At 67.1% G+C, this 18362-nt stretch carries 15 protein-coding genes; 12 read left to right on the top strand and 3 right to left on the bottom strand.

The window, feature by feature from the left end; translation table 11 throughout:
* Positions 1 to 6: 6 nt before the first annotated feature.
* Both ACOGJB_RS01860 and ACOGJB_RS01865 read right to left on the bottom strand, forming a co-directional pair.
* Entirely contained in the window at positions 7 to 420 is a 414-nt protein-coding gene (locus ACOGJB_RS01860; RefSeq protein WP_419839138.1) for a hypothetical protein, read from the bottom strand.
* Positions 417 to 3992 carry a DEAD/DEAH box helicase gene (locus ACOGJB_RS01865; RefSeq protein ID WP_419839139.1) on the bottom strand — a complete coding sequence of 1192 codons (3576 nt, stop codon included), beginning with the start codon at positions 3990 to 3992 and terminating at the stop codon, positions 417 to 419. The genes ACOGJB_RS01860 and ACOGJB_RS01865 overlap by 4 nt, the downstream gene beginning before the upstream one ends.
* Before the next feature lie 298 nt (positions 3993 to 4290).
* Between ACOGJB_RS01865 and ACOGJB_RS01870 the strand changes: the two genes are divergently transcribed.
* The 9 genes from ACOGJB_RS01870 (at position 4291) to ACOGJB_RS01910 (ending at position 15869) form a co-directional block, all read left to right on the top strand.
* A complete protein-coding gene (locus ACOGJB_RS01870) occupies positions 4291 to 6003 on the top strand; it encodes a proline--tRNA ligase (RefSeq protein WP_419839140.1) in 1713 nt (570 codons plus the stop codon).
* 370 nt (positions 6004 to 6373) lie between these two features.
* Positions 6374 to 7096: a corrinoid protein gene (locus tag ACOGJB_RS01875; RefSeq protein WP_419839141.1), complete on the top strand. Its 723-nt coding sequence runs from the start codon at positions 6374 to 6376 to the stop codon at positions 7094 to 7096.
* Positions 7097 to 7108: 12 nt separating this feature from the next.
* Complete coding sequence (locus ACOGJB_RS01880) at positions 7109 to 7972, top strand: DUF1638 domain-containing protein (protein ID WP_419839142.1); 864 nt, start codon at positions 7109 to 7111, stop codon at positions 7970 to 7972.
* The gene (locus tag ACOGJB_RS01885; protein ID WP_419839143.1) at positions 7969 to 8898 is read left to right on the top strand and encodes a dihydropteroate synthase; all 930 of its coding nucleotides are present in this window, start codon (positions 7969 to 7971) and stop codon (positions 8896 to 8898) included. The genes ACOGJB_RS01880 and ACOGJB_RS01885 overlap by 4 nt, the downstream gene beginning before the upstream one ends.
* 10 nt (positions 8899 to 8908) lie before the next feature.
* Positions 8909 to 11173: an ASKHA domain-containing protein gene (locus ACOGJB_RS01890; protein ID WP_419839144.1), complete on the top strand. Its 2265-nt coding sequence runs from the start codon at positions 8909 to 8911 to the stop codon at positions 11171 to 11173.
* 67 nt (positions 11174 to 11240) lie between these two features.
* Positions 11241 to 12776: a trimethylamine methyltransferase family protein gene (locus tag ACOGJB_RS01895; RefSeq protein WP_419839145.1), complete on the top strand. Its 1536-nt coding sequence runs from the start codon at positions 11241 to 11243 to the stop codon at positions 12774 to 12776.
* A gap of 155 nt (positions 12777 to 12931) precedes the next feature.
* Positions 12932 to 13720 carry a C-terminal helicase domain-containing protein gene (locus ACOGJB_RS01900; protein WP_419839146.1) on the top strand — a complete coding sequence of 263 codons (789 nt, stop codon included), beginning with the start codon at positions 12932 to 12934 and terminating at the stop codon, positions 13718 to 13720.
* Positions 13717 to 15126: a BREX-3 system phosphatase PglZ gene (pglZ, locus tag ACOGJB_RS01905; protein ID WP_419839147.1), complete on the top strand. Its 1410-nt coding sequence runs from the start codon at positions 13717 to 13719 to the stop codon at positions 15124 to 15126. Before ACOGJB_RS01900 ends, pglZ begins: the two co-directional genes overlap by 4 nt.
* A complete protein-coding gene (locus ACOGJB_RS01910; protein ID WP_419840796.1) occupies positions 15123 to 15869 on the top strand; it encodes a hypothetical protein in 747 nt (248 codons plus the stop codon). Before pglZ ends, ACOGJB_RS01910 begins: the two co-directional genes overlap by 4 nt.
* Here the strand turns inward: ACOGJB_RS01910 and ACOGJB_RS01915 are convergent.
* Positions 15779 to 16120, bottom strand: coding sequence for an abortive infection family protein (locus ACOGJB_RS01915; protein ID WP_419839148.1), 342 nt, complete (start codon positions 16118 to 16120; stop codon positions 15779 to 15781). The two genes, ACOGJB_RS01910 and ACOGJB_RS01915, sit on opposite strands and share 91 nt — an antisense overlap.
* Before the next feature lie 351 nt (positions 16121 to 16471).
* Between ACOGJB_RS01915 and ACOGJB_RS01920 the strand changes: the two genes are divergently transcribed.
* From ACOGJB_RS01920 to ACOGJB_RS01930, 3 genes are all read left to right on the top strand, one after another.
* A complete protein-coding gene (locus ACOGJB_RS01920) occupies positions 16472 to 17173 on the top strand; it encodes a hypothetical protein (RefSeq protein ID WP_419839149.1) in 702 nt (233 codons plus the stop codon).
* 400 nt (positions 17174 to 17573) lie between these two features.
* Entirely contained in the window at positions 17574 to 18098 is a 525-nt protein-coding gene (locus ACOGJB_RS01925; RefSeq protein ID WP_419839150.1) for an AAA family ATPase, read from the top strand.
* Complete coding sequence (locus ACOGJB_RS01930) at positions 18091 to 18354, top strand: hypothetical protein (RefSeq protein ID WP_419839151.1); 264 nt, start codon at positions 18091 to 18093, stop codon at positions 18352 to 18354. Before ACOGJB_RS01925 ends, ACOGJB_RS01930 begins: the two co-directional genes overlap by 8 nt.
* The last annotated feature ends 8 nt before the right edge of the window (positions 18355 to 18362 follow it).

Genomic DNA, 18362 nt, shown 5'->3' on the forward strand with positions numbered 1-18362 from the left:
GGGCGGTCAGGTCTCCGCGGGCTTGTCGCCGTCGGTCCCGAGTAGGCCCCCTGCTGCAGCAAGCGCCCCGGCCATGGCCACGGCGCGCTGATACACAGCTTCGAAATAGTGCTCCGCGACAGTCTCGCGACCCGCGAGCGGCGGCTTGCCCAGCGACCGAACGGTCGACGTCGGATCCGTCGTGACCGAGATCGGACGGGTCTCGGTGAGGATGTCCGGCGGCGTCGCCGGTGCCAAGCTGGCGTTGGTCGCCGCCGATGCGGCTGAACCCCCAACGGCGTCAGCCTGTTCCGACGGTGCCGCCGAGACGGCCGTGCCATGCCAGAACGCTGCGCTCGCCTCGGCAGCCTGGCGCTGTTGGACCTCGGCGCCGTCGATGCGGCGAGTGCGCGAGGTCTTGCGCCGGCGCCGATTGCTCATGATCCGCCCCCGCCGACCAGTGCCAGGCTCGTCGGCGCCGGCGCGCTGGAGTCGATTCCTTCGGGGTCGTCGGCAAGGAGTGCATCGGAATCGATGCCCAAGGCGTTCCGCAGTTCCTCGGCGTTGAGGTCGCCGATGGAGCTCGACTTCGGCAGCACCATGTCTGCGATGCGCCGCTTGCCTGCGACGACTTCTTCCACCCGTTCGTCGACGGTGCCCGGACAGACGAGGCGGTGGCAGATGACGGTGCGTGTCTGGCCGATGCGCCAAGCCCGGTCACGGGCCTGGTCTTCGACCGCAGGGTTCCACCAACGGTCGTAGAGCACCACATGGCTCGCGGCAGTCAGGTTCAGACCCGTGCCTCCCGCCTTGAGCGACAGCACCATCGCCCCAGGTCCGTCCTCGGTCTGGAAACGGTGCACCATCCGATCACGCGCGGAGCGGCCCAGTCCGCCGTGATAGCAGTCGATCTGGTATCCGGTCTCTCGGGTGAGATGGGTGGCCAGGCGCTCGCCCCAGGTGGCAAAGTGCGTGAACACCAGCGCTCGCTCCCCCGCCGAGAACACCGCCTCGAGGATCTCGTGCAGCCGTTCGAGCTTGCCGCTTCGCCCCTCGATCTCGTCGTCGATGTCGTCGGGGCGGTAGTTGAGCGGGTGATTGCAGATCTGCTTGAGGGCAGTGATCGCTGCGAGGACAGCGCCCTTGCGCTTCTCACCCGCTTGCTCGCTCTGTGCGGTGTCCACGATGAGCTGGTCGAGCACGGCCTGGTACAGGCCGATCTGCTCGGGCGTCATGGCACAGTGCGCGATCTCGTCGATGCGGTCGGGCAGCTCGGCGGCAATCTGCGGCTCAGCCTTGGTGCGGCGGAACACCAGCACGCCGTTGAGCGCATGCAGGGCCGATTCGGCGGCGCCGCGTGCATCGCCGGGACGCTGCAGCTGCGCGATGAACGGTGCGCGCGCGCCCACCAGGTCGGGATTGCAGAAGTCCATGATCGCCCACAGGTCGCCGAGCCCGTTCTCGATCGGGGTGCCGGTCAGGGCGACCCGGATCCGGGCAGACAGCCGGCGAAGCTGCTTGGCGGTCTCACTGGTGTGGTTCTTGATGACCTGCGCCTCGTCGACCACGATCCGGTCCCAGGTCACCTCCGACAGCGCTTCGATGTCGCGCACGGCAGTGCCGTAGGTGGTGATCACCACGTCGATCTGCCCGTCGGCGTGCGCACCAGTGCCCTCACGCAGTGCCCGCACGAGCTCTGCGGGTTCGCGCCGGGAAGGACCGTGATGGATGATGGCCGACAGCCCAGGTGTGAAGCGCGCTGTCTCGGACGCCCAGTTGCCCACCACGGCCGGCGGCGCGATCACCAGGGCGGGGGCTTGCCGCCGATCTGCGGAGATGCGAGCGAGCACCGTGGGGGTCTTCCCCAGGCCCATGTCCAAGGCGAGGCAGCCGCCGAGCCCGGCGCCGTCGAGGAACTCCAGCCACGCCACGGCTTCGGCCTGGTAGTTGCGCAGCTCGCCGACGAAGCCAGCTGGCGCCGAACGCGGCGCAGAGGAGATGTCTGACGCAGAGCGCAGCAGGTCGGCTGCCCAACCACTGCCCGAGATGGTGATGCCGCCCCGCACTGATGGGCCCTCGAGCCCCAGCACCTGGCGCAGCATCTGTGAACCAGTGAGTTTGGTGACCTCTGCACGCTCGGCAAGTGCTGCGGCCGCTTCGGCGAGGTCTGCGTGATCCAGTGCGATCCACTGGCCCCGGTCGCGCACGAGCGGCCGCGCTTGTGAGGCCAGTTCCTGGATCTGCGCCGCGGTGAGCTCCACATCGCCGAAGACCGCTGTCCAGCTCACCGCGGTGAGCTGCTGCGCGCCAAGTGCACTGTCGGCATCCTCGATCGCGGTGAGCCGCAGTGAGGGGGCCGGGCGATCCCGGGAGAGGTTCGGCACCTCAACCTTGAAGCCCGCCGATTGCAGCGCCGGGCCGATGACCGACATCAGCTCCCATGCCTCGTCCTGGCTCAGCACCACCTCGCCGCGCCGCTTGCCGCCGGGGCGCATCAGCACCGGCAGCAGCCGCTCGAGGCGAGTGAGCTGATCACGCACCTCGGTGCGGTGCGAGCTGACGCCGCTCACCATCGCCACCTCGACGGGCTCGGTCACGCCTTCGGGGTTGAGGGCGAGCACCTCCATGTGCCAAGCCCCGGCGTCGTCGGGCTCGTCGAGCCGCACCACCAGCGACTGGCGGGCGGCGGTAGTCACCGGCCGCGCCCACAGCTCGATGCGACGGGCCAGATCCGAGCCCTGGGTCGCCGACCCGACGAAACGGGTGCCATCGAGGTACGCGAGGAAGGCCTCTGCCATTTCCGCCCGGCTCCGGGGCTCGGGCGAGGCGGCAGGCACGTCGAGCCGCTTCGCGGCGCTGGTCACGATGGCGTCGACCATCCCCGACAGGGCCGACTGCACCGTCGTGCGAGATTCTGCTTTGGGTTCGGGCGCTGCGACCGCACCGGGCAGGCACTCAATGAGGCCAGCCAGCCGGTCGGCGGGAGGTGAGGCCGGCTGCCACTGGACCGAGAATTCCGCCGTGTCAGGCCGCTTGCGATTGCGACGCTTGCGAACACGGTGCAGGCGCGGCACGGTGCGGCCCCCTGCTACGAGCTCCACCGCCGTGCGCGCTGCAGTTCGAAGCCACAGCGCGCTGACGCCGAGCAGGCGCTCGTCGTTTGCGCCTTGCGCGGCGCTGTCGAGCTGCTCGTTGCCGTGCAGCGACTCGTCGTCGATCCGCACACCGTTGCCGGCAGCGACCTCCGCATACGTCGGGGCTGCATCGGCCGCATCGCCCGTTTCGCCCGAGCGGCCTGCGACGGGCCCATCGAGGCCGACCAGCCATCCCAAGACGTCGCCGACGTCAGCCACGAGCGCTTCCGCGCTGATGCCGCCGGGCAGCTTGATGTTCGGGTGAGGGCGCCAGACGCTGTCGGGTGCGCCGGTGGCCACGAGGCGGTCCATGACTCGATCAGTGGGGTCGGGTTCGGTACCGGCCCCAGCGGCCCAGGCGATGATCCGTCCTGGCTGCCATGACAGCTGCAGTGCAGCGGATTCTCGAACCGGCCCAGCGGCGGAAGCATCGGCGGGTGCGGGACCCGGTGCTGGATCCTGCGGCGACTCGCTTGCGTCGAGGCCGGTCAGGCGTTCATAGGCCGCGGCGAGTTCGGCGAAATCGGTCTCAAAATCTCGCACCACCTGTCGCCGGACCGGCCGCGGCAGCCGGCGAGCTTCCGACACGGAGGCCTCGGTCTGGTCGAGCAAGTCCAGCAGGACTCGTTCCCATCGCAGCGAATCCGTGGAGAGGGTGGCGATCTCGGCCTGGGCCGCTGTGCCTTGCGCCTCCGCCCAGACGAGACGGGCGATCTGGGACCAGCGCATCGACGCAAGCGCAGATCGCGCGTCGCCGTTGGACGGCTCGCCAGATCCGTAGACGTGACCGTTGGAGGCGACACCGTGTGCAGGCGCGAACTCCTCAAGCGCTGGCGCGCCGTGGTGCGGAACCGGAGAAGGTGAGTCGTCGTCGCTCATCGAGTCATGAGGGGGCCGGCGGGTGCACTGCGGCGCCCGTTCGGGCTGCGCGGGGGGCATGACCCGAACCGTCGATGCAGGACCCGCTGCGGACACAGCCACCAAGTTCGGCGCTGTGACCCCGGTCCGCCGCCGAGCCTGCACGTCCGCGACACGGTCGCCGGTGTGCAGTCATCGGTTACGCTGGCTGAGGGTACTGGAGCCGCAGCACATCGCAACGCATGTGCCGGCACCGCACTGGAGCGGTCTCGGTGGAAGGTCGCACCATGTGAACGGCTGCCCGCTTACCCTGCGTCGAATGCGATGGTCTGATTCGTTCATCCCGACGCTGCGCGACGCGCCTGGCGACGCCACCGCAGCGAGCCACCAACTGCTCGTGCGTGCCGGATTCATCCGCCAGCTGCACTCCGGGCACTACAGCTTGTTGCCGCTCGGTCTGCGGGTGCACAACAAGGTGGCCGACATCGTGCGCGCAGAGATGCACGCCATCGGTGCGCAGGAATTCCTGCTGCCTGCCATGCACCCCGGCGATCTGTGGCGCCGCAGCGGGCGCTGGGGTGTCATGGGATCGGAGATGTTTCGCCTGCGCGATCGCAACGACGCCGACGTCGTGCTGGGCATGACGCACGAGGAGGTCTTTGCGACGCTTGCGGCGGAGATGAGCTCGTATCGAGAACTGCCTCAGACCTGGTACCAGATCCAGACGAAGTTCCGTGACGAGCCGCGCCCGCGCAGCGGCCTGCTGCGCGTACGCGAGTTCATGATGAAGGACTCGTACAGCTTCGACATGGACGAAGCCGGTCTCGAGGATTCATTCGAGGCGCACCGTGAGGCCTACCACAAGGTCTTCGAACGACTCGACCTCGAGGTCATGGCCGTGCAGGCCTCCTCGGGCGCCATGGGCGGCGATGCCAGCGTCGAGTTCATGGTGGCGTCGCCTGCCGGCGAGGACGATGTGGCTCGATGCAGCCGCTGCGGGTACCGAGCGAACATCGAGCGCGCCCGCGCAGCAGTGCCGTCCCTCGACGACCCGCCCGCCGGCGACGCGCCTGAGCGTTTCGCGACGCCGGGCATCCGCACCATCGAGGCGCTGGTCTCCTTCGAGGGAGGTGCGCCGGCCGACCGGCAGATCAAGACGATGGTGATGGTCCTCGACGATCAACTCACGCTCGTGGTCCTGCGGGGCGATCACCAACTCAATCTGCAGAAGCTGGCCGACGCCAGCGGCGCGATCGACGTGCGACCCGCCACTGCCGCCGAGACACTCGCAGAGCTCGGCGCCAACCCCGGCAGTCTCGGCGCGGTCGGCATCGACCACCTGCCGATCTACGCGGATGAGGCCTTGCGAGGCCGCAGATCCATGACAACCGGCGCCAATGCCGACGACTGGCACGTGCGCGGTGTGGATGTGGAGCGCGACATCATCGACCCTCGCTGGGCCGACCTGCGCGAGGTTGCTGCGGGCGAGGACTGCGTCGATTGCGGCAACCCGCTGGAGATCGTGCGGTGCATCGAAGCGGGCCACATCTTCAAGCTGGGCCGCACCTACTGCGAAGCGATGAGGGTGTCAGTGCTCGATGACAACGGTGTCGCTCAGACCCCGATCATGGGAAGCTACGGCATCGGCATCGGACGAGCCATGGCAGCCGTGGCCGAGACCCATCACGACGAGCGAGGCCTGTGCTGGCCTGTCGCTGTCGCTCCGTTCGAGGTGGTGATCACCGTTCTGGATGCTTCAGATGAGGCGCAGTCGGCGGCCGGCGAGGAACTCCGGAGCGGGCTGGCAGCTCTCGGCGTCGACTGCCTCTACGACGATCGGCCGCTGCGGCCGGGGGTGAAGCTCGCCGACGCGGAACTCGTGGGCGTCCCTTACCGGGTCACGGTCGGTGCTCGCAGCCTGGCGCAAGGCAACGTGGAACTCATGCGGCGCTCGACCCGCGAGACACGCCTGGTCTCAGTGGACGAGGCGGTGGCCGTGACAGCCGCAGAGGTCGGCACCCATCGCGCCTGAGAGGCGGAGCCGTGGCCCGAGCGGCCCGTGAGCCCAATCGCATGAAGATGGGGAACAAGAGCGGGAAACAACTCGTGCGACAACGGCAAGGTTCGGCTGCCCGCTCGGCCTCAGCTACCTGGCGGCGGACCAGTGCATTCTGCGCCGAATTCGTGCCCTCGCATGTCCACGTTCCCGCAAGGATCGTGGTACCGTACTCCCGTACCGTTCTGCGGCACAGTTCCACTATGCGGAACAGCAACATGGCAATTTGACTCAGTGAAGCAACTGAGTGGAACGGCCCAGCCGCAGGACGCCACGCTGAATCTTGGACAGCCGACCGGGACGGGGGTGCCCGGCAAGCGTCATGACAATGGCGAGGGGGCAACCCATGGCCGATGCGGCAACCGTCGACAGCGCCGATGCTGAAGAGGAGATCGACCTCTCAGCCCTCGACGATGACGACCTCATCGCCCAGATGCACGACGATCTCTACGACGGGCTCGGACCCGAGATCGTGGAAGGCACTGAGCTGTTGCTCGGACGCGGTTGGGGGGCCGACAAGGTCCTCAATGAGGCGCTGGTGGAAGCCATGCGCATTGTCGGCATCGATTTTCGCGACGGGATCCTGTTCGTTCCCGAAGTGCTGCTGGCGGCCAACGCCATGAAAGCCGGCATGGCGATTCTGCGTCCCCTGCTGGCGGAAACCGGAGCCGAACCGATCGGCAAGATCGTGATCGGCACCGTGAAAGGCGACATCCACGACATCGGCAAGAACCTGGTGGGGATGATGCTCGAAGGGGCCGGCTTCGAGGTCGTGGATCTGGGGATCAACACCGACGTCGACGAGTTCCTCGGCGCACTCGCCGAGCATCGGCCCGACATCTTGGGCATGTCGGCGTTGCTGACCACCACCATGCCTTACATGAAGGTTGTCGTGGATACGCTCATCGAGCAGGGCCTGCGTGAGGACTATCTGGTCATCGTCGGCGGGGCCCCGCTGAACCAGGAATTCGGCGAGGCCGTCGGTGCGGACGCGTACTGCCGCGATGCTGCGGTCGCGGCCGAGACAGCAACCGACCTCATCAAGGCCCGACGTGCCGCCGCAGCGTGAGATGAGCGTGAGATGACATCCACCTCCGATACGGCGTCGAGCGTTGACTCGAGCACTCCCCGGCGCCGGCGCTCACGTGCCCGCCGGGTTGCCGAGGCCGCTCGCGCCCAAGCGTCGGCGCGGCCCGTGGGCCGCCCGGCTGCGAGCCCCGGCGCTGCTGGCGCGTCGCGCGGTGTGCTGGTGCTGGGCTGCGGCGCCTTGGCCAATGAGCTGAAGGCACTGGTGAAGGGCGCCAGTGACGGCGAAGGCCGCGGCATCGACGTCGAGTGCCTTCCCGCCAAGCTCCACAATCGACCGGCGTACATCGCGGGCGAGGTCCGCGCCCGGCTGGACCGGCTGTCCCAGCAAGGTCGCACCTACGAGCGGATCCTGCTCGGCTACGGCGATTGCGGCAGCGCCGGCGCAATCGACGTCCTGTGCGCTGAATTCGAACGGGCCCACGCAGCAGGCAACGGTCCGGCCATGACCCGCGTACCCGGCGCGCACTGTTATGAGTTCTTCGCCGGGGCGGCCGACTTCGCCCGGCTCAGCGACGACGAGCCGGCCACGTTCTACCTGACCGACTACCTGGCCCGTCACTTCGACCTGCTGGTGTGGAACGGCCTCGGCATCGCCGACCATCCCGAGCTGGCCGAGATGTACTTCGGCAACTACCGGCGTGTCGTGCTGTTGACCCAGACCGGCGACGACACCGAACGCGCCCGGGTGGAAGCCTGTGCTCGAGCCGGGGCGCAGCGGCTGGGCCTGCCGCTGGAGGTCGTCCGCACTGGCTACGGCGAGCTGGCCGATGCAGTCACCTCGGTGAGCCTCGAACCGCCGGCGCGCCCGTCGACGGCGCCAGCCGGCGGCGGCGCGATGCAGCGGACCGCGTCGTGACTGACACCGTCATCAGCTCCGCGACGCGCGAGGCCGTCATCGGCTTCGACCGTCCTTTCGTCATGATCGGCGAGCGCATCAATCCGACGGGCCGCAAGATGCTCGCAGAGGAGATGCGTTCGGGCGACTTCAGCCGGGTGGAGGCCGATGCGCTCGCCCAGGTCGCCGCCGGTGCGCACATGCTCGATGTCAATGCCGGCGTACCGCTCGCTGACGAGCCGGCCATGCTCGCGACCGCAATCAAGCTCGTCCAGTCGGTCACCGACGTCCCGCTCAGCATCGACTCCTCGGTGATCGAGGCGCTGGAGGCCGGCGTCGACGCATACGTCGGCAAGCCGCTCATCAACTCGGTGACCGGCGAGCTCGAAGTCATGGAACGCGTCCTGCCGCTGGTTGCCCGTGCCGGGGCAGCCGTTGTCGCGATCTCCAACGACGAGACGGGCATCAGCGAAGACCCCGACGTGCGCTTCGAGGTGGCACGACGCATCGTCAACACGGCGGCTGACTACGGGATCCCCCGTCACGACGTGGTGGTGGATCCCCTCGTGATGCCGATCGGAGCCATGGCGACTGCCGGGCGACAGGTGTTCCAGCTTGTGCGGCGCCTGCGTGACGAGCTTGGCGTGAACACCACGTGCGGCGCCTCGAACGTGAGTTTTGGCCTGCCCAACCGCAACGTGATCACCGGCACTTTTCTGGCGATGGCCATCGGCGCAGGCTTGACCTCGGCCATCATGAACCCACTCCACGCCGACGTGAAGGCAGCCGTCATGGCCGGCGACGTCCTGGCGGGCAACGACCAGAACTGCGCCGCGTGGATCTCTGAACACCGCGACCGCGCCAGCGTGGGCGCGAACGGTGCCGGCGGCGGAGCGGCGGGCGATCGGCCCCGGCGGCGGGGCGGACGTCGCGCTCGCACCGGCTGACGGAGCCCCGATGCCGCCGGGCCCGCCCCCGCCCGCCGATGCCGCTTCGGCCTCAGTGATGGATACCGAGGAGATCGGCGCGCCCAGCGCGGAAGGCGGCGACGAGCCCCCAGCCAGCCCGCCTGCGTGCACGGTGGTGTTCACCCCGACGGGGCGCACGGGCATCGTGAGCGCGGGCATCACGGTGCTCGACGCTGCTCGTGAACTCGGCGTCGATCTCGACAGTGTCTGCGGCGGGCGCGGCATCTGCGGCCGCTGCCAGGTTGTCCCCTCGGTGGGTTCGTTTCCCAAATGGGCCATCACTGCCGGCCTCGAGGCGCTCAGCCCCGCAGGTGTAACCGAAGCCGCGTACGGCGGCCGCCGGCCGCTCGGTCCGCAATCACGGCTGGGCTGCCAGGCGCTCGTGCAGGCAGACGTCGTCGTCGACGTACCGCCCGACAGCCAGCTGCACGGCCCGGTGGTGCGCAAGACCGTCGACGTCGGCGACATCGCATTGGACCCGCTGTCCACCCTGCATGTGGTCACCGTGCCGCCACCGACACTGGATGAGCGCCGCGGCCTCGCGCAAATCGTGATCGACGGCGTAGCCGACGAGTGGGACGTCCGGCTCGCCGGGGTACTGCCCGGCGCGCTGGGGGCACTCCACGCATCGGTCGCAGCGGGTACTCCGGATGAGGCTGGCGGCCGGCTGGTGACCGTGGCCGTTCGCTGGAGCGTGCCAGACGGGCCCGGGGCCCGGCATCGGGGGCCATCTGGGGATGAGCCTGCACGGCCCGAGCGCATCGGCATGATCTCGGCGGTGTGGCCCGATGTGGTGACAGCCGCACTCGGCATCGCCATCGACATCGGCTCGACCACGCTCGCTGGTCACCTGACCGATCTGCACAGCGGTGAGATTCTTGCCTCGGCAGGTCGGATGAACCCTCAGATACGCCTCGGCGACGACCTGATGAGCCGGGTCTCCTACGTGATGATGAACCCGGGCGGCGCAGCCGAGCTCACTTCGCTGGTCCGCGACGCGTTGGCGTCGCTGACGGGCGAGCTCTGTGAGGCAGCCCGCACAGATCCGGCCGGCGTGCTCGAGGTGGTGCTCGTCGGCAACCCGATCATGATCCACATCGCCCTCGGCATCGATCCGACCCCGCTCGGACAGGCGCCGTTCACTTTGGCCACCGACGCTGCCGTCGAGCTCGAAGCGCCCGAGCTGGGCCTTGCGTGCCCAGCAGCGCGGGTGTACGTGGGACCCGCAATCGCGGGCCATGTCGGCGCGGACACCTCGGCGGCAGTGCTCGCCGGGGGCCCGCACCGCGACGAGGCCATCACCCTGCTGGTGGACGTGGGCACGAACGCCGAGATCGTGCTGGGCAGCTCAGCGGGTCTGTGGGCAGCATCCAGCCCGACCGGCCCGGCGTTCGAGGGCGCCCAGATCAGCCATGGGCAGCGTGCGACGCCGGGTGCGATCGAACGGGTGCGCGTCGATCCGGCGACGTGGGCTCCCCGAATACGTGTCATCGGCTGCGATCTGTGGTCCGACGAGCCCGGCTTCGCTGAGGCGATCGAGCAGCGGGTCGCAGCCGGTTCTCGCAGTGCAGCCGCAGGCGTCACGGGAATCTGCGGATCCGGAATCATCGAAGTCATCGCCGAGATGTACCTCGCCGGCGTGCTGTCATCCGACGGCGCCATCGCTGAGCCGTCGAGAGAGGGCGAACGGGCATCACGCGTGATCTCCGATGGCCGCACCTCGTCATTCGTGCTCTACGAACCGCCCGAGGGAACCGCTGGTCCGACCATCACCATCACCCAGAATGACGTTCGAGCGGTCCAGTTGGCCAAGGCAGCGCTGCGCGCCGGCATCGATCTGCTCTGCGAACGCGCCGGCATTGCCGCGCCAGATCGAGTGCAGCTCGCCGGAGCCTTCGGAGCCCATATCGACCCCACCAGAGCGATGGTGCTCGGTCTCATCGGCGACTGCGACCCCGATGCTGTTCGATCGGTGGGCAACGCCGCGGGCACGGGTGCGTTGCGCGCACTGCTGTCGGGCACCCAGCGTGCCGAGATGGAACGAGTCGTCCGCAGCATCCGCAAGATCGAGACCGCCACCGAGCCCCGATTTCAGGAACTCTTCGTGGCAGCCATGGCACTCCCCCACGCGACGGCCCCCTCGCCGAAGCTCTCGACGGTGATTGCGCTGCCGCCACGAGCGAGTCCCGATGCCCCCGACGGAGTGCCCGGTGACCGGTCCTCACGCCGTTCACGGCAGCGGCGGCGACGATGACGCACGCTCTTGGTATGCAGGAGATCGATCTGCACCGGAAGGCAGCAAGCAACGATGACAGGCAACCATGACTGAGCGAACACGACGTCGAGGAGGCGGCCGCGCAGCCCGCCAGGCCCAGCGCACTGCGGCAGATGTGGCCGTCAACACCCACCTGCGGCGGTCGCTGCCCCCAGTGAGCGTGCTGGATGAGGCCGGCTTGGCGCAGATCGAGGAGAACGCCGAGACGATCCTGTCCGAGGTCGGCGTGGCCTTCCAGGACTTCCCCCGGGCGCTGGAGCTGTGGCGAGACGCCGGTGCAGACGTCGACGGCGAGATGGTTCGCTTCCCGCGGGGGATGTGCCGCCAGATCGTCCAGTCAAACGCGCCGACCGCCTACACCCAGCACGCTCGCAATTCTGCGCGGTCCGTGCCGATCGGGGGCGATGCCACGGTGTTCGTCCCGAACTACGGCTCGCCGTTCGTCGCCGATCTCGACGATGGCCGCCGATACGCCACCCTGGCAGATTTCGAGCGCGTCGTGAAGCTGGTGTGGATGCTGCCCCACCTGCATCACAGCGGCGGCACGGTGTGCGAACCGGTGGATGTCCCGGTCAACAAGCGCCACCTCGACATGGTGTACGCGCACCTGCGCTACAGCGACAAGCCGCTGATGGGCTCGGTGACTGCCGCCCAGCGCGCCGGCGACTCCGTCGAGCTCTGCCGTATCGCCTTCGGCGGCGAACTGGCTGACCGAACGGTGCTGACGAGCCTGATCAATGCGTCGTCGCCGTTGCGCTGGGATGCCACCATGCTCGGTGCGGCCGAGGTCTACGCGCGGCACAACCAAGCGTGCGTGATCTCGCCGTTCATCCTCGCGGGCGCCATGTCTCCTGTGACGGTGGCAGCGCTGTCGGCCCAGGCGCTGGCGGAGGCACTGTCGGGCATGGCCTTCTGCCAGCTGGTACGGCCGGGCGCACCGGTGATCTTCGGCACCTTCGCCTCGTCGATGTCGATGGCAACGGGCGCGCCGACATTCGGAACGCCTGAGGCGGGTCTGGCGATCTATGTGATGGCCGAGCTGGCGCGGCGAGTCGGCGTGCCGTTCCGTTCCGGAGGACAGTTCACCTCCTCCAAGGCACCCGATGCACAGGCGGCTTACGAGTCGGCATCGACGCTGCTGCCGACCATGGCCGCCGGGGTGAACTTCGTGCTGCATGCCGCGGGCTGGCTCGAGGGGGGCCTGACGCTGAGCTACGAGAAGCTCATCATGGACGCCGACCAGCTCGGGATGATGGAGGTCTATGCCAAGGGCGTCGACATGACACCCAATGGCCAAGCCGTCGAGGCATTCATCACCAACCCCCACGGCGATCACTTCCTCGGCCACCCGCACACGTTGGCCAACTTCGAGACGGCGTTCTACCAATCGGCGATCGCCGACAACAACAGCTTCGAGCAATGGGCCGACGAAGGCTCGCCCGACGCAGCCCAGCGCGCCAATCGTGTGATGAAGCAGATGCTCGCCGACTACGAACCGCCGCCGATCGACGATGCCATCGACGCCGAGCTGCGCGAGTACATCGCCAAGCGCAAGGCTGAGGAGCCAGACGCGATCGTCTAGTGCCGTGTCAGGGGCCTGTCGGAACTGCAGCATGCAGCACAGCCAGTGCGATCCGAAGCCACCATGGGCGAATCACGCTCTACGGCGAGCGGGCTGAGCTGAATGACCTGCTGCGGCGTGCGCGCGATGCCGTCGCCGCAGGAGCGGATGCGAAAGTGGAGGCGTTCTTCACGTTGCTAGGAGAGCTCCGACGTTCTGAGCGCGATCCTGACGTCAAGCTTCTCGTATTCACCGAGTTCATCCCCACACAGCAAATGTTGCTCGAACGGCTCGAGGCCGCCGGTGTCTCCGCTGTAGCCATCAACGGCGGCATGTCGCTGGGCGAGCGAGTGCTGGCTCAGGATGCGTTTCGGGACGATGCCCAGGTACTCGTGAGCACCGATGCGGGCGGCGAAGGCATCAACCTGCAGTTCGCGCACGTCGTTGTGAACTGGGACTTGCCGTGGTCGCCAAGTCGCATCGAACAGCGCACCGGCCGCGTGGACCGCATCGCGTCGCTCGTCGAAGTCGCGACACGGACACGCGAAACGCTCAACCGACCAGATGCCAATGGGCTCGATGTACTCGCGGCCCTGCCTGAGATGGCACCGGGCGAGCCGTGTCCTGTCATTCAAGTTGCTGAGGCGACGCCTGGATGGTTGTCGATTTGGGAGGTCACCTCCGACGGCACGGACCGTAACGCCACCGCGGTGTTTCACCCTGATGCAGGGTTGGTGCGTCCTGATGCAGGGTTGGTGCGCCCTGATCTCGCCGTCACCCTCTGGGACCGGTGCTGTGACGGTGTGGCTGTCGCCGATCAGCAAACGCCCAACGAGACAACCTGGCTTCGGATTATTGAACAGGGCATCGATCATGCCTACCAAGCTGCCGCTCGGCTGGCCGGGGCAGAAGGGCTGACGCTGCCCGCAGCCAGGCTCCGGCTCTTGGTACGGGTGGACTCATGACCGACTGGATCGCGCGCGAGCTCACGGGTGTGCTGAAGCGTCCTTCTGGCGTAACGGTATTGCTCGACCCCGACTGTCTGATCGACAAGAGTGCCATGACCACGATCTCCAAGACGTGCCGGGTGATCCGGGTCGAGGACTGGGCCGGACTCCGCCGCGCGTGGGATCTCGACATTCGTCGCTCCTCCGACGAGCGGCACACCGTGGCGTGCGTTTCGTCTACGGACTTCGCAATAGCGACCGATCTTCCCTGGGACATCGAGAACGAGGCGGTGGAGGTGGTCCGACTGCGCGAGCCGACGCCCACCACACCGCTGGACGATGAGCTAACGAGCGCCGTCGAGCCGGATTCGGAGCAGATCGTCGTTGAGCTCCTCGAAGCGCAGCCAGCTGCGCCGACCGACTTAGCGGGTTGGATCGAGACAGCATCGTGGTGGGGGCATGTTCGCGCCGCTATAGCTGCTGCGGCGTCCCCGCCTCCCGTTGCCGATACCGCATGGCATGTCTGGGAACGGCTCGATGACAGCTTTCGATCATGGCTACGAAGCTCCTATGGCGCGTCGTTGACCTCCCAGTCCGCCCAGACTCCGTTCGCAGCGTTGCATCAGGTCGCCCCGAGACTGGCGCGCCGAGTCGAGGACGGGTCCAAGATCCTCCTCGTCGTTATTGACGGCCTCGGCTTTGCTCAGTGGCACCCGCTACGTCAAGCGGCCGGTCTCGAAGTCATTGAGTCCACCGGGAGCCTGGCGATGATCCCAACGCTCACCAGCGTCTCACGACAAGCCATCTTCGCTGGCGAGCTGCCTCGCGAGTTCGCACGACATCTCAGAACGACCAGCGCCGAAGAGCGGCGATGGCGACAGTTCTGGCACTCGCGAGGACTCGAAGGGGAAGATGTTTCCTACGCCAAGTTGCTCGGTGACGACACCAGCCCCATCCCGGAGCTTGGCCGACGCGCGGCTGCGGTGGTCGTCAATGCCGTAGATGAGATCCTGCACGGTGCTGACGTACTCGGTGATCGTCAGGTGGCCGCCGACGTCGACCTTTGGGCACGCGCTGGGTTCCTCACGGCGCTCGTCAAGTCAGCTAGCGAAGCCGGCTTCGAGACTTGGATCACGTCAGATCACGGCAACCTGCCCACACAGGCGAGCACCGTGCCGCGTGAAGGCCAGACCGTGGAACAAGCGGGCATCCGCGTCCGCGTCTATCCGAACGCCGCCTTGCGCGAGCAGGCCGCACATCACGGCGAGTGCTGGGACCCGCCCGGACTGCCAACCGAGATCGCCAGCTACTACCCACTGTTCGCCAAGGGCCGCAGCGGCTACCACACGGGCGCAAGCCGTGTCAGCCACGGTGGCATCTCGCTCGACGAGGTGATTGTCCCCGTCGCTCAGGTCTCCGCATGAGCCCGCGCCGACCCGACCCCGCGTCTCCGCGTCCACTGGACCGGGCATTGAGCCTGCCGCTGCTCGAGACCGTGTATCGGATCGCTTCGCTCGATGTCAGCGCCGCCGAGCGTTCAGAGCAGCTCACAATCGCGCTGCGAGAACACACCACCGACGCAGATGCCAAGACTCGGGTCAAGCACGCCGTGATGCGCATCTGGATCAGCCCGCCTGAACCAGCCGCGCGGGCAATCCGCTGGGCCATCGACCACCCAGAGCACTTCCCAGATCGCCGCCTGATGCACACTGGTGCCCTCCTCGCGACGGTCCCTTTCGTAGGCAGCGCACTCCAGGAGCTCGGTCGCTCATTCGCACTGGCCGAGTCGCTGACAGTGCCGGACCTTCGCCGGAGACTCGTCGCACGCTGGGGTGAAATCTCCACGGTCCTCGAAGCGACCGGCAAGACCGTCACAAGCCTGAGACGGCTTGGGGTCGTCAACGGCGGCGGACGCCAACCCGTGAACCGCGAGCCAGCGCTGGCAGCTAGCCAACTCGGCGCAGCTTGGCTAGTTCACACACTGATGCTGCATCGATGCATCGCATCAATCGACATGCGTGACGCTTCCACGGCCCCAGAGCTTTTCTGGGCAGGCCCGCGGGATCCGGATCCCAGTTATCCCCACCTCGAACTCCATTCGGAAGGCCTCAACCGCCGAATCTGGGTGTCTGCCCAAACGGGAGCCGCTAGCGGGTTTCCGAGGTAGCGGTCCAACGTGGCCAGCACGAGTTGTGCGACGCTGCAAGCTTCCCGAACAACCAAGTGCGCGACCTCTGAAGTGACGCCAGTAGGCAGCGTGCATCCATGTCCTGTGCCTTCGAGGTTTCTCAAGGCATTGCTCATGCAAGCGATGGACCACGACGCTTGCAGAATCTGCTGAACCTGTTCGCCACCTGGCTCGTCAACATCCACGTTCCTCGGATGCAATTCGAGGCGGTCGCGAGCGTGGAACCACAACTCGCCAAACTCGGGCCTGATGAACCGGCGCGACGCGCTTCGCTACGCCTGATCCAAACGAACTGCTCACTACCGTGCGGATGCAGCTAGGCATGGAATGTGATGAAAATCACTTCGCTGTAGCTGAATCGCCGAATACGGTGCGCAGCCTGAAGCCGGTGCCCGCTGGGGCACTCGCGGCATCGGCGGCGCCCAACTCGACTTGGCTCACTCGCCAAGCGCCCAATGAAGGGAGGGTCGGGAACTGCAGTGCGGATGCACTCGAGCTACGAAAAGGCGTAACCCCGGCCGTTTGCCGAAGCAGTGACGGTTCCGGGGTCTTCGATGACAATTCTAAGGCCCAGGAAGAGAATGTCAATCATCAACTTCCAAGAGGTCGCCGTCCGATTGACGGCGTCACGCCTTGAGTCCTACTTGCAAGCGTCTGACGGCGAGATAGAGGCAGCTGTTCGCCTGTACGACTGGAACGCCAATGCAGCTGGCGCTCTTCATGAAGATCTCGGCCGTCTGGAAGTCATCTTCCGCAACACAGTCGACAACGCGCTTTCGGCGTACGGAACGGCCGCAGGGTGGCCAGACGTGTGGTACCGCCAGACGCGGCTCTTCCCGGGCCGACACGCTCGGCGGGCCAGAGAAGACATCGCCGCCGCCCGACAGCGCGCAACCCGTAGAGGCAGGCGCGCAGAAGTGCGCGGCCGGGTCATCGCTGAGTTGAACTTCGGATTCTGGCGCTACCTGTGCGAACCTCCGTACTTGACGTCTTTGTGGGTGCCCGCTGTCGCGTCGGCATTCCCGCTGCACCCCTCCGCGCGCCACCCCGAACAAGTCCGAGCCGACGTGGCCGATCGCATGCAACGCCTTCATTTCCTCCGGAATCGGATCGCCCACCACGAGCCGATCCATCGGCGCGACCTGTCCCGGGACCACGGGCAACTACTGGAACTGGTCGGTTGGATGTGCTCCGAATCTCGCTACTGGATCGCTGCAACCAGCCGGACGCCACAAGTGATCGCCGCCCGCCCCGAAGTGGCCAACGGCGAGGCAGGCCGCTAAGCCTCCGCCCCAGCGATGGTTCTGAGCACGCTCAGTTCGAGGCGCCGGATACGGGTCCGCAATCGCACTCGCCTGCTTGCCAGGGTGTAGTCCTCCGTACAGTGACTCTTGGAGTCGGCTAGGCGTGCCTGCCGCCGCTGTGGCGATGGTGGGATGAGCGGCTTCGGGCGTGATCTCCAAACGCATCTCCGAACTCGGTCCGCTAGCCGTCTTGTTCTGGCGGATGGGGCTCTACACGGGCTTGGTCGCGCTATTCCTGTGGGCGAACCGCACCTCACTTGCGTCTGGCTTCGATCAGGATCTCGTTCTGGGGCAGGTTCTCGCCGCCGGGGCCGTCAGCGTGGCCTGCCGCAGTAATGGGCACACGACCTGGCTCGTCGGCTGGGTACTGTGACTGGCCGTGGCCGTCAGGGAAATTCTGATCATCGCGGGGCCGAACGGCGCCGGCAAGACGACGTTCGCATTTCGCTACCTCAAGCTGGAACAACGCGGCATCCCGTTTGTGAACGCCGACCTCATTGCCTCCGGGCTCGACCCGACAGAGCCCGGCCGCGCTGATGTCCAGGCAGGTCGCTTGATGCTCGCCGAACTCGACCGACACGCACAAGGAGGTCACAGCTTCGCCTTCGAGACCACGCTGTCAGGGCGGGGCTACCTGCGCAAGATCCGCCGCTGGCGGGCGGATGGCTATCGCGTCTCGCTGATCTTCTTGTCGCTGCCATCGGCGGAGGATGCAGTGCGGCGAGTCGCCCAGCGGGTGTCTCGGGGTGGGCATCACGTGCCGCCTGATGTGGTCCGGAGGAGATTCGCCGCCGGCCTGCGCAATCTGCGCGAGCTTTACTCGCACGACGTCGACAGCTGGGTACTGTATGACAACATTGAGGAACCAGCCGTAGAACTGGAGCGAAGCCCCGACCATGACTGAGCGACACCCGGAGCAGCCTCTGGCTCCCAGCAATGGTGAAGCCTGCCCAAATGATTGGATTGCAGGCGTCAGTGAGGCGCTGCGTCTAGCCGCCAAGGACGCGCACCTGCTCGCCCACCAAGCGGGTACCGGAGTGGTCTACAGCCGTGACGGAGTAGTCGACATCTACCCGCCCGACCCGGCCATGTACGAAGACCTCATTCCCCCGCCATTCCAAGAAGGCCAAGAACTACCCGAGCCTTCGCTCCCCCACTGAATCGCCCT

Origin of the sequence: Candidatus Poriferisodalis sp. (assembly GCF_965208895.1) — a bacterium.
Lineage (GTDB): Bacteria > Actinomycetota > Acidimicrobiia > Acidimicrobiales > Poriferisodalaceae > Poriferisodalis.

Bases quoted from the DNA above. Each gene is read 5' to 3' on its own strand.
- ACOGJB_RS01860 (WP_419839138.1), bottom strand. From the start codon at position 420: ATGAGCAATCGGCGCCGGCGCAAGACCTCGCGCACTCGCCGCATCGAC.
- ACOGJB_RS01870 (WP_419839140.1), top strand. From the start codon at position 4,291: ATGCGATGGTCTGATTCGTTCATCCCGACGCTGCGCGACGCGCCTGGC.
- ACOGJB_RS01895 (WP_419839145.1), top strand. From the start codon at position 11,241: ATGACTGAGCGAACACGACGTCGAGGAGGCGGCCGCGCAGCCCGCCAG.
- ACOGJB_RS01910 (WP_419840796.1), top strand. From the start codon at position 15,123: ATGAGCCCGCGCCGACCCGACCCCGCGTCTCCGCGTCCACTGGACCGG.
- ACOGJB_RS01880 (WP_419839142.1), top strand. From the start codon at position 7,109: ATGACATCCACCTCCGATACGGCGTCGAGCGTTGACTCGAGCACTCCC.
- ACOGJB_RS01865 (WP_419839139.1), bottom strand. From the start codon at position 3,992: ATGAGCGACGACGACTCACCTTCTCCGGTTCCGCACCACGGCGCGCCA.
- pglZ (WP_419839147.1), top strand. From the start codon at position 13,717: ATGACCGACTGGATCGCGCGCGAGCTCACGGGTGTGCTGAAGCGTCCT.
- ACOGJB_RS01890 (WP_419839144.1), top strand. From the start codon at position 8,909: ATGCCGCCGGGCCCGCCCCCGCCCGCCGATGCCGCTTCGGCCTCAGTG.
- ACOGJB_RS01930 (WP_419839151.1), top strand. From the start codon at position 18,091: ATGACTGAGCGACACCCGGAGCAGCCTCTGGCTCCCAGCAATGGTGAA.
- ACOGJB_RS01875 (WP_419839141.1), top strand. From the start codon at position 6,374: ATGGCCGATGCGGCAACCGTCGACAGCGCCGATGCTGAAGAGGAGATC.
- ACOGJB_RS01920 (WP_419839149.1), top strand. From the start codon at position 16,472: ATGTCAATCATCAACTTCCAAGAGGTCGCCGTCCGATTGACGGCGTCA.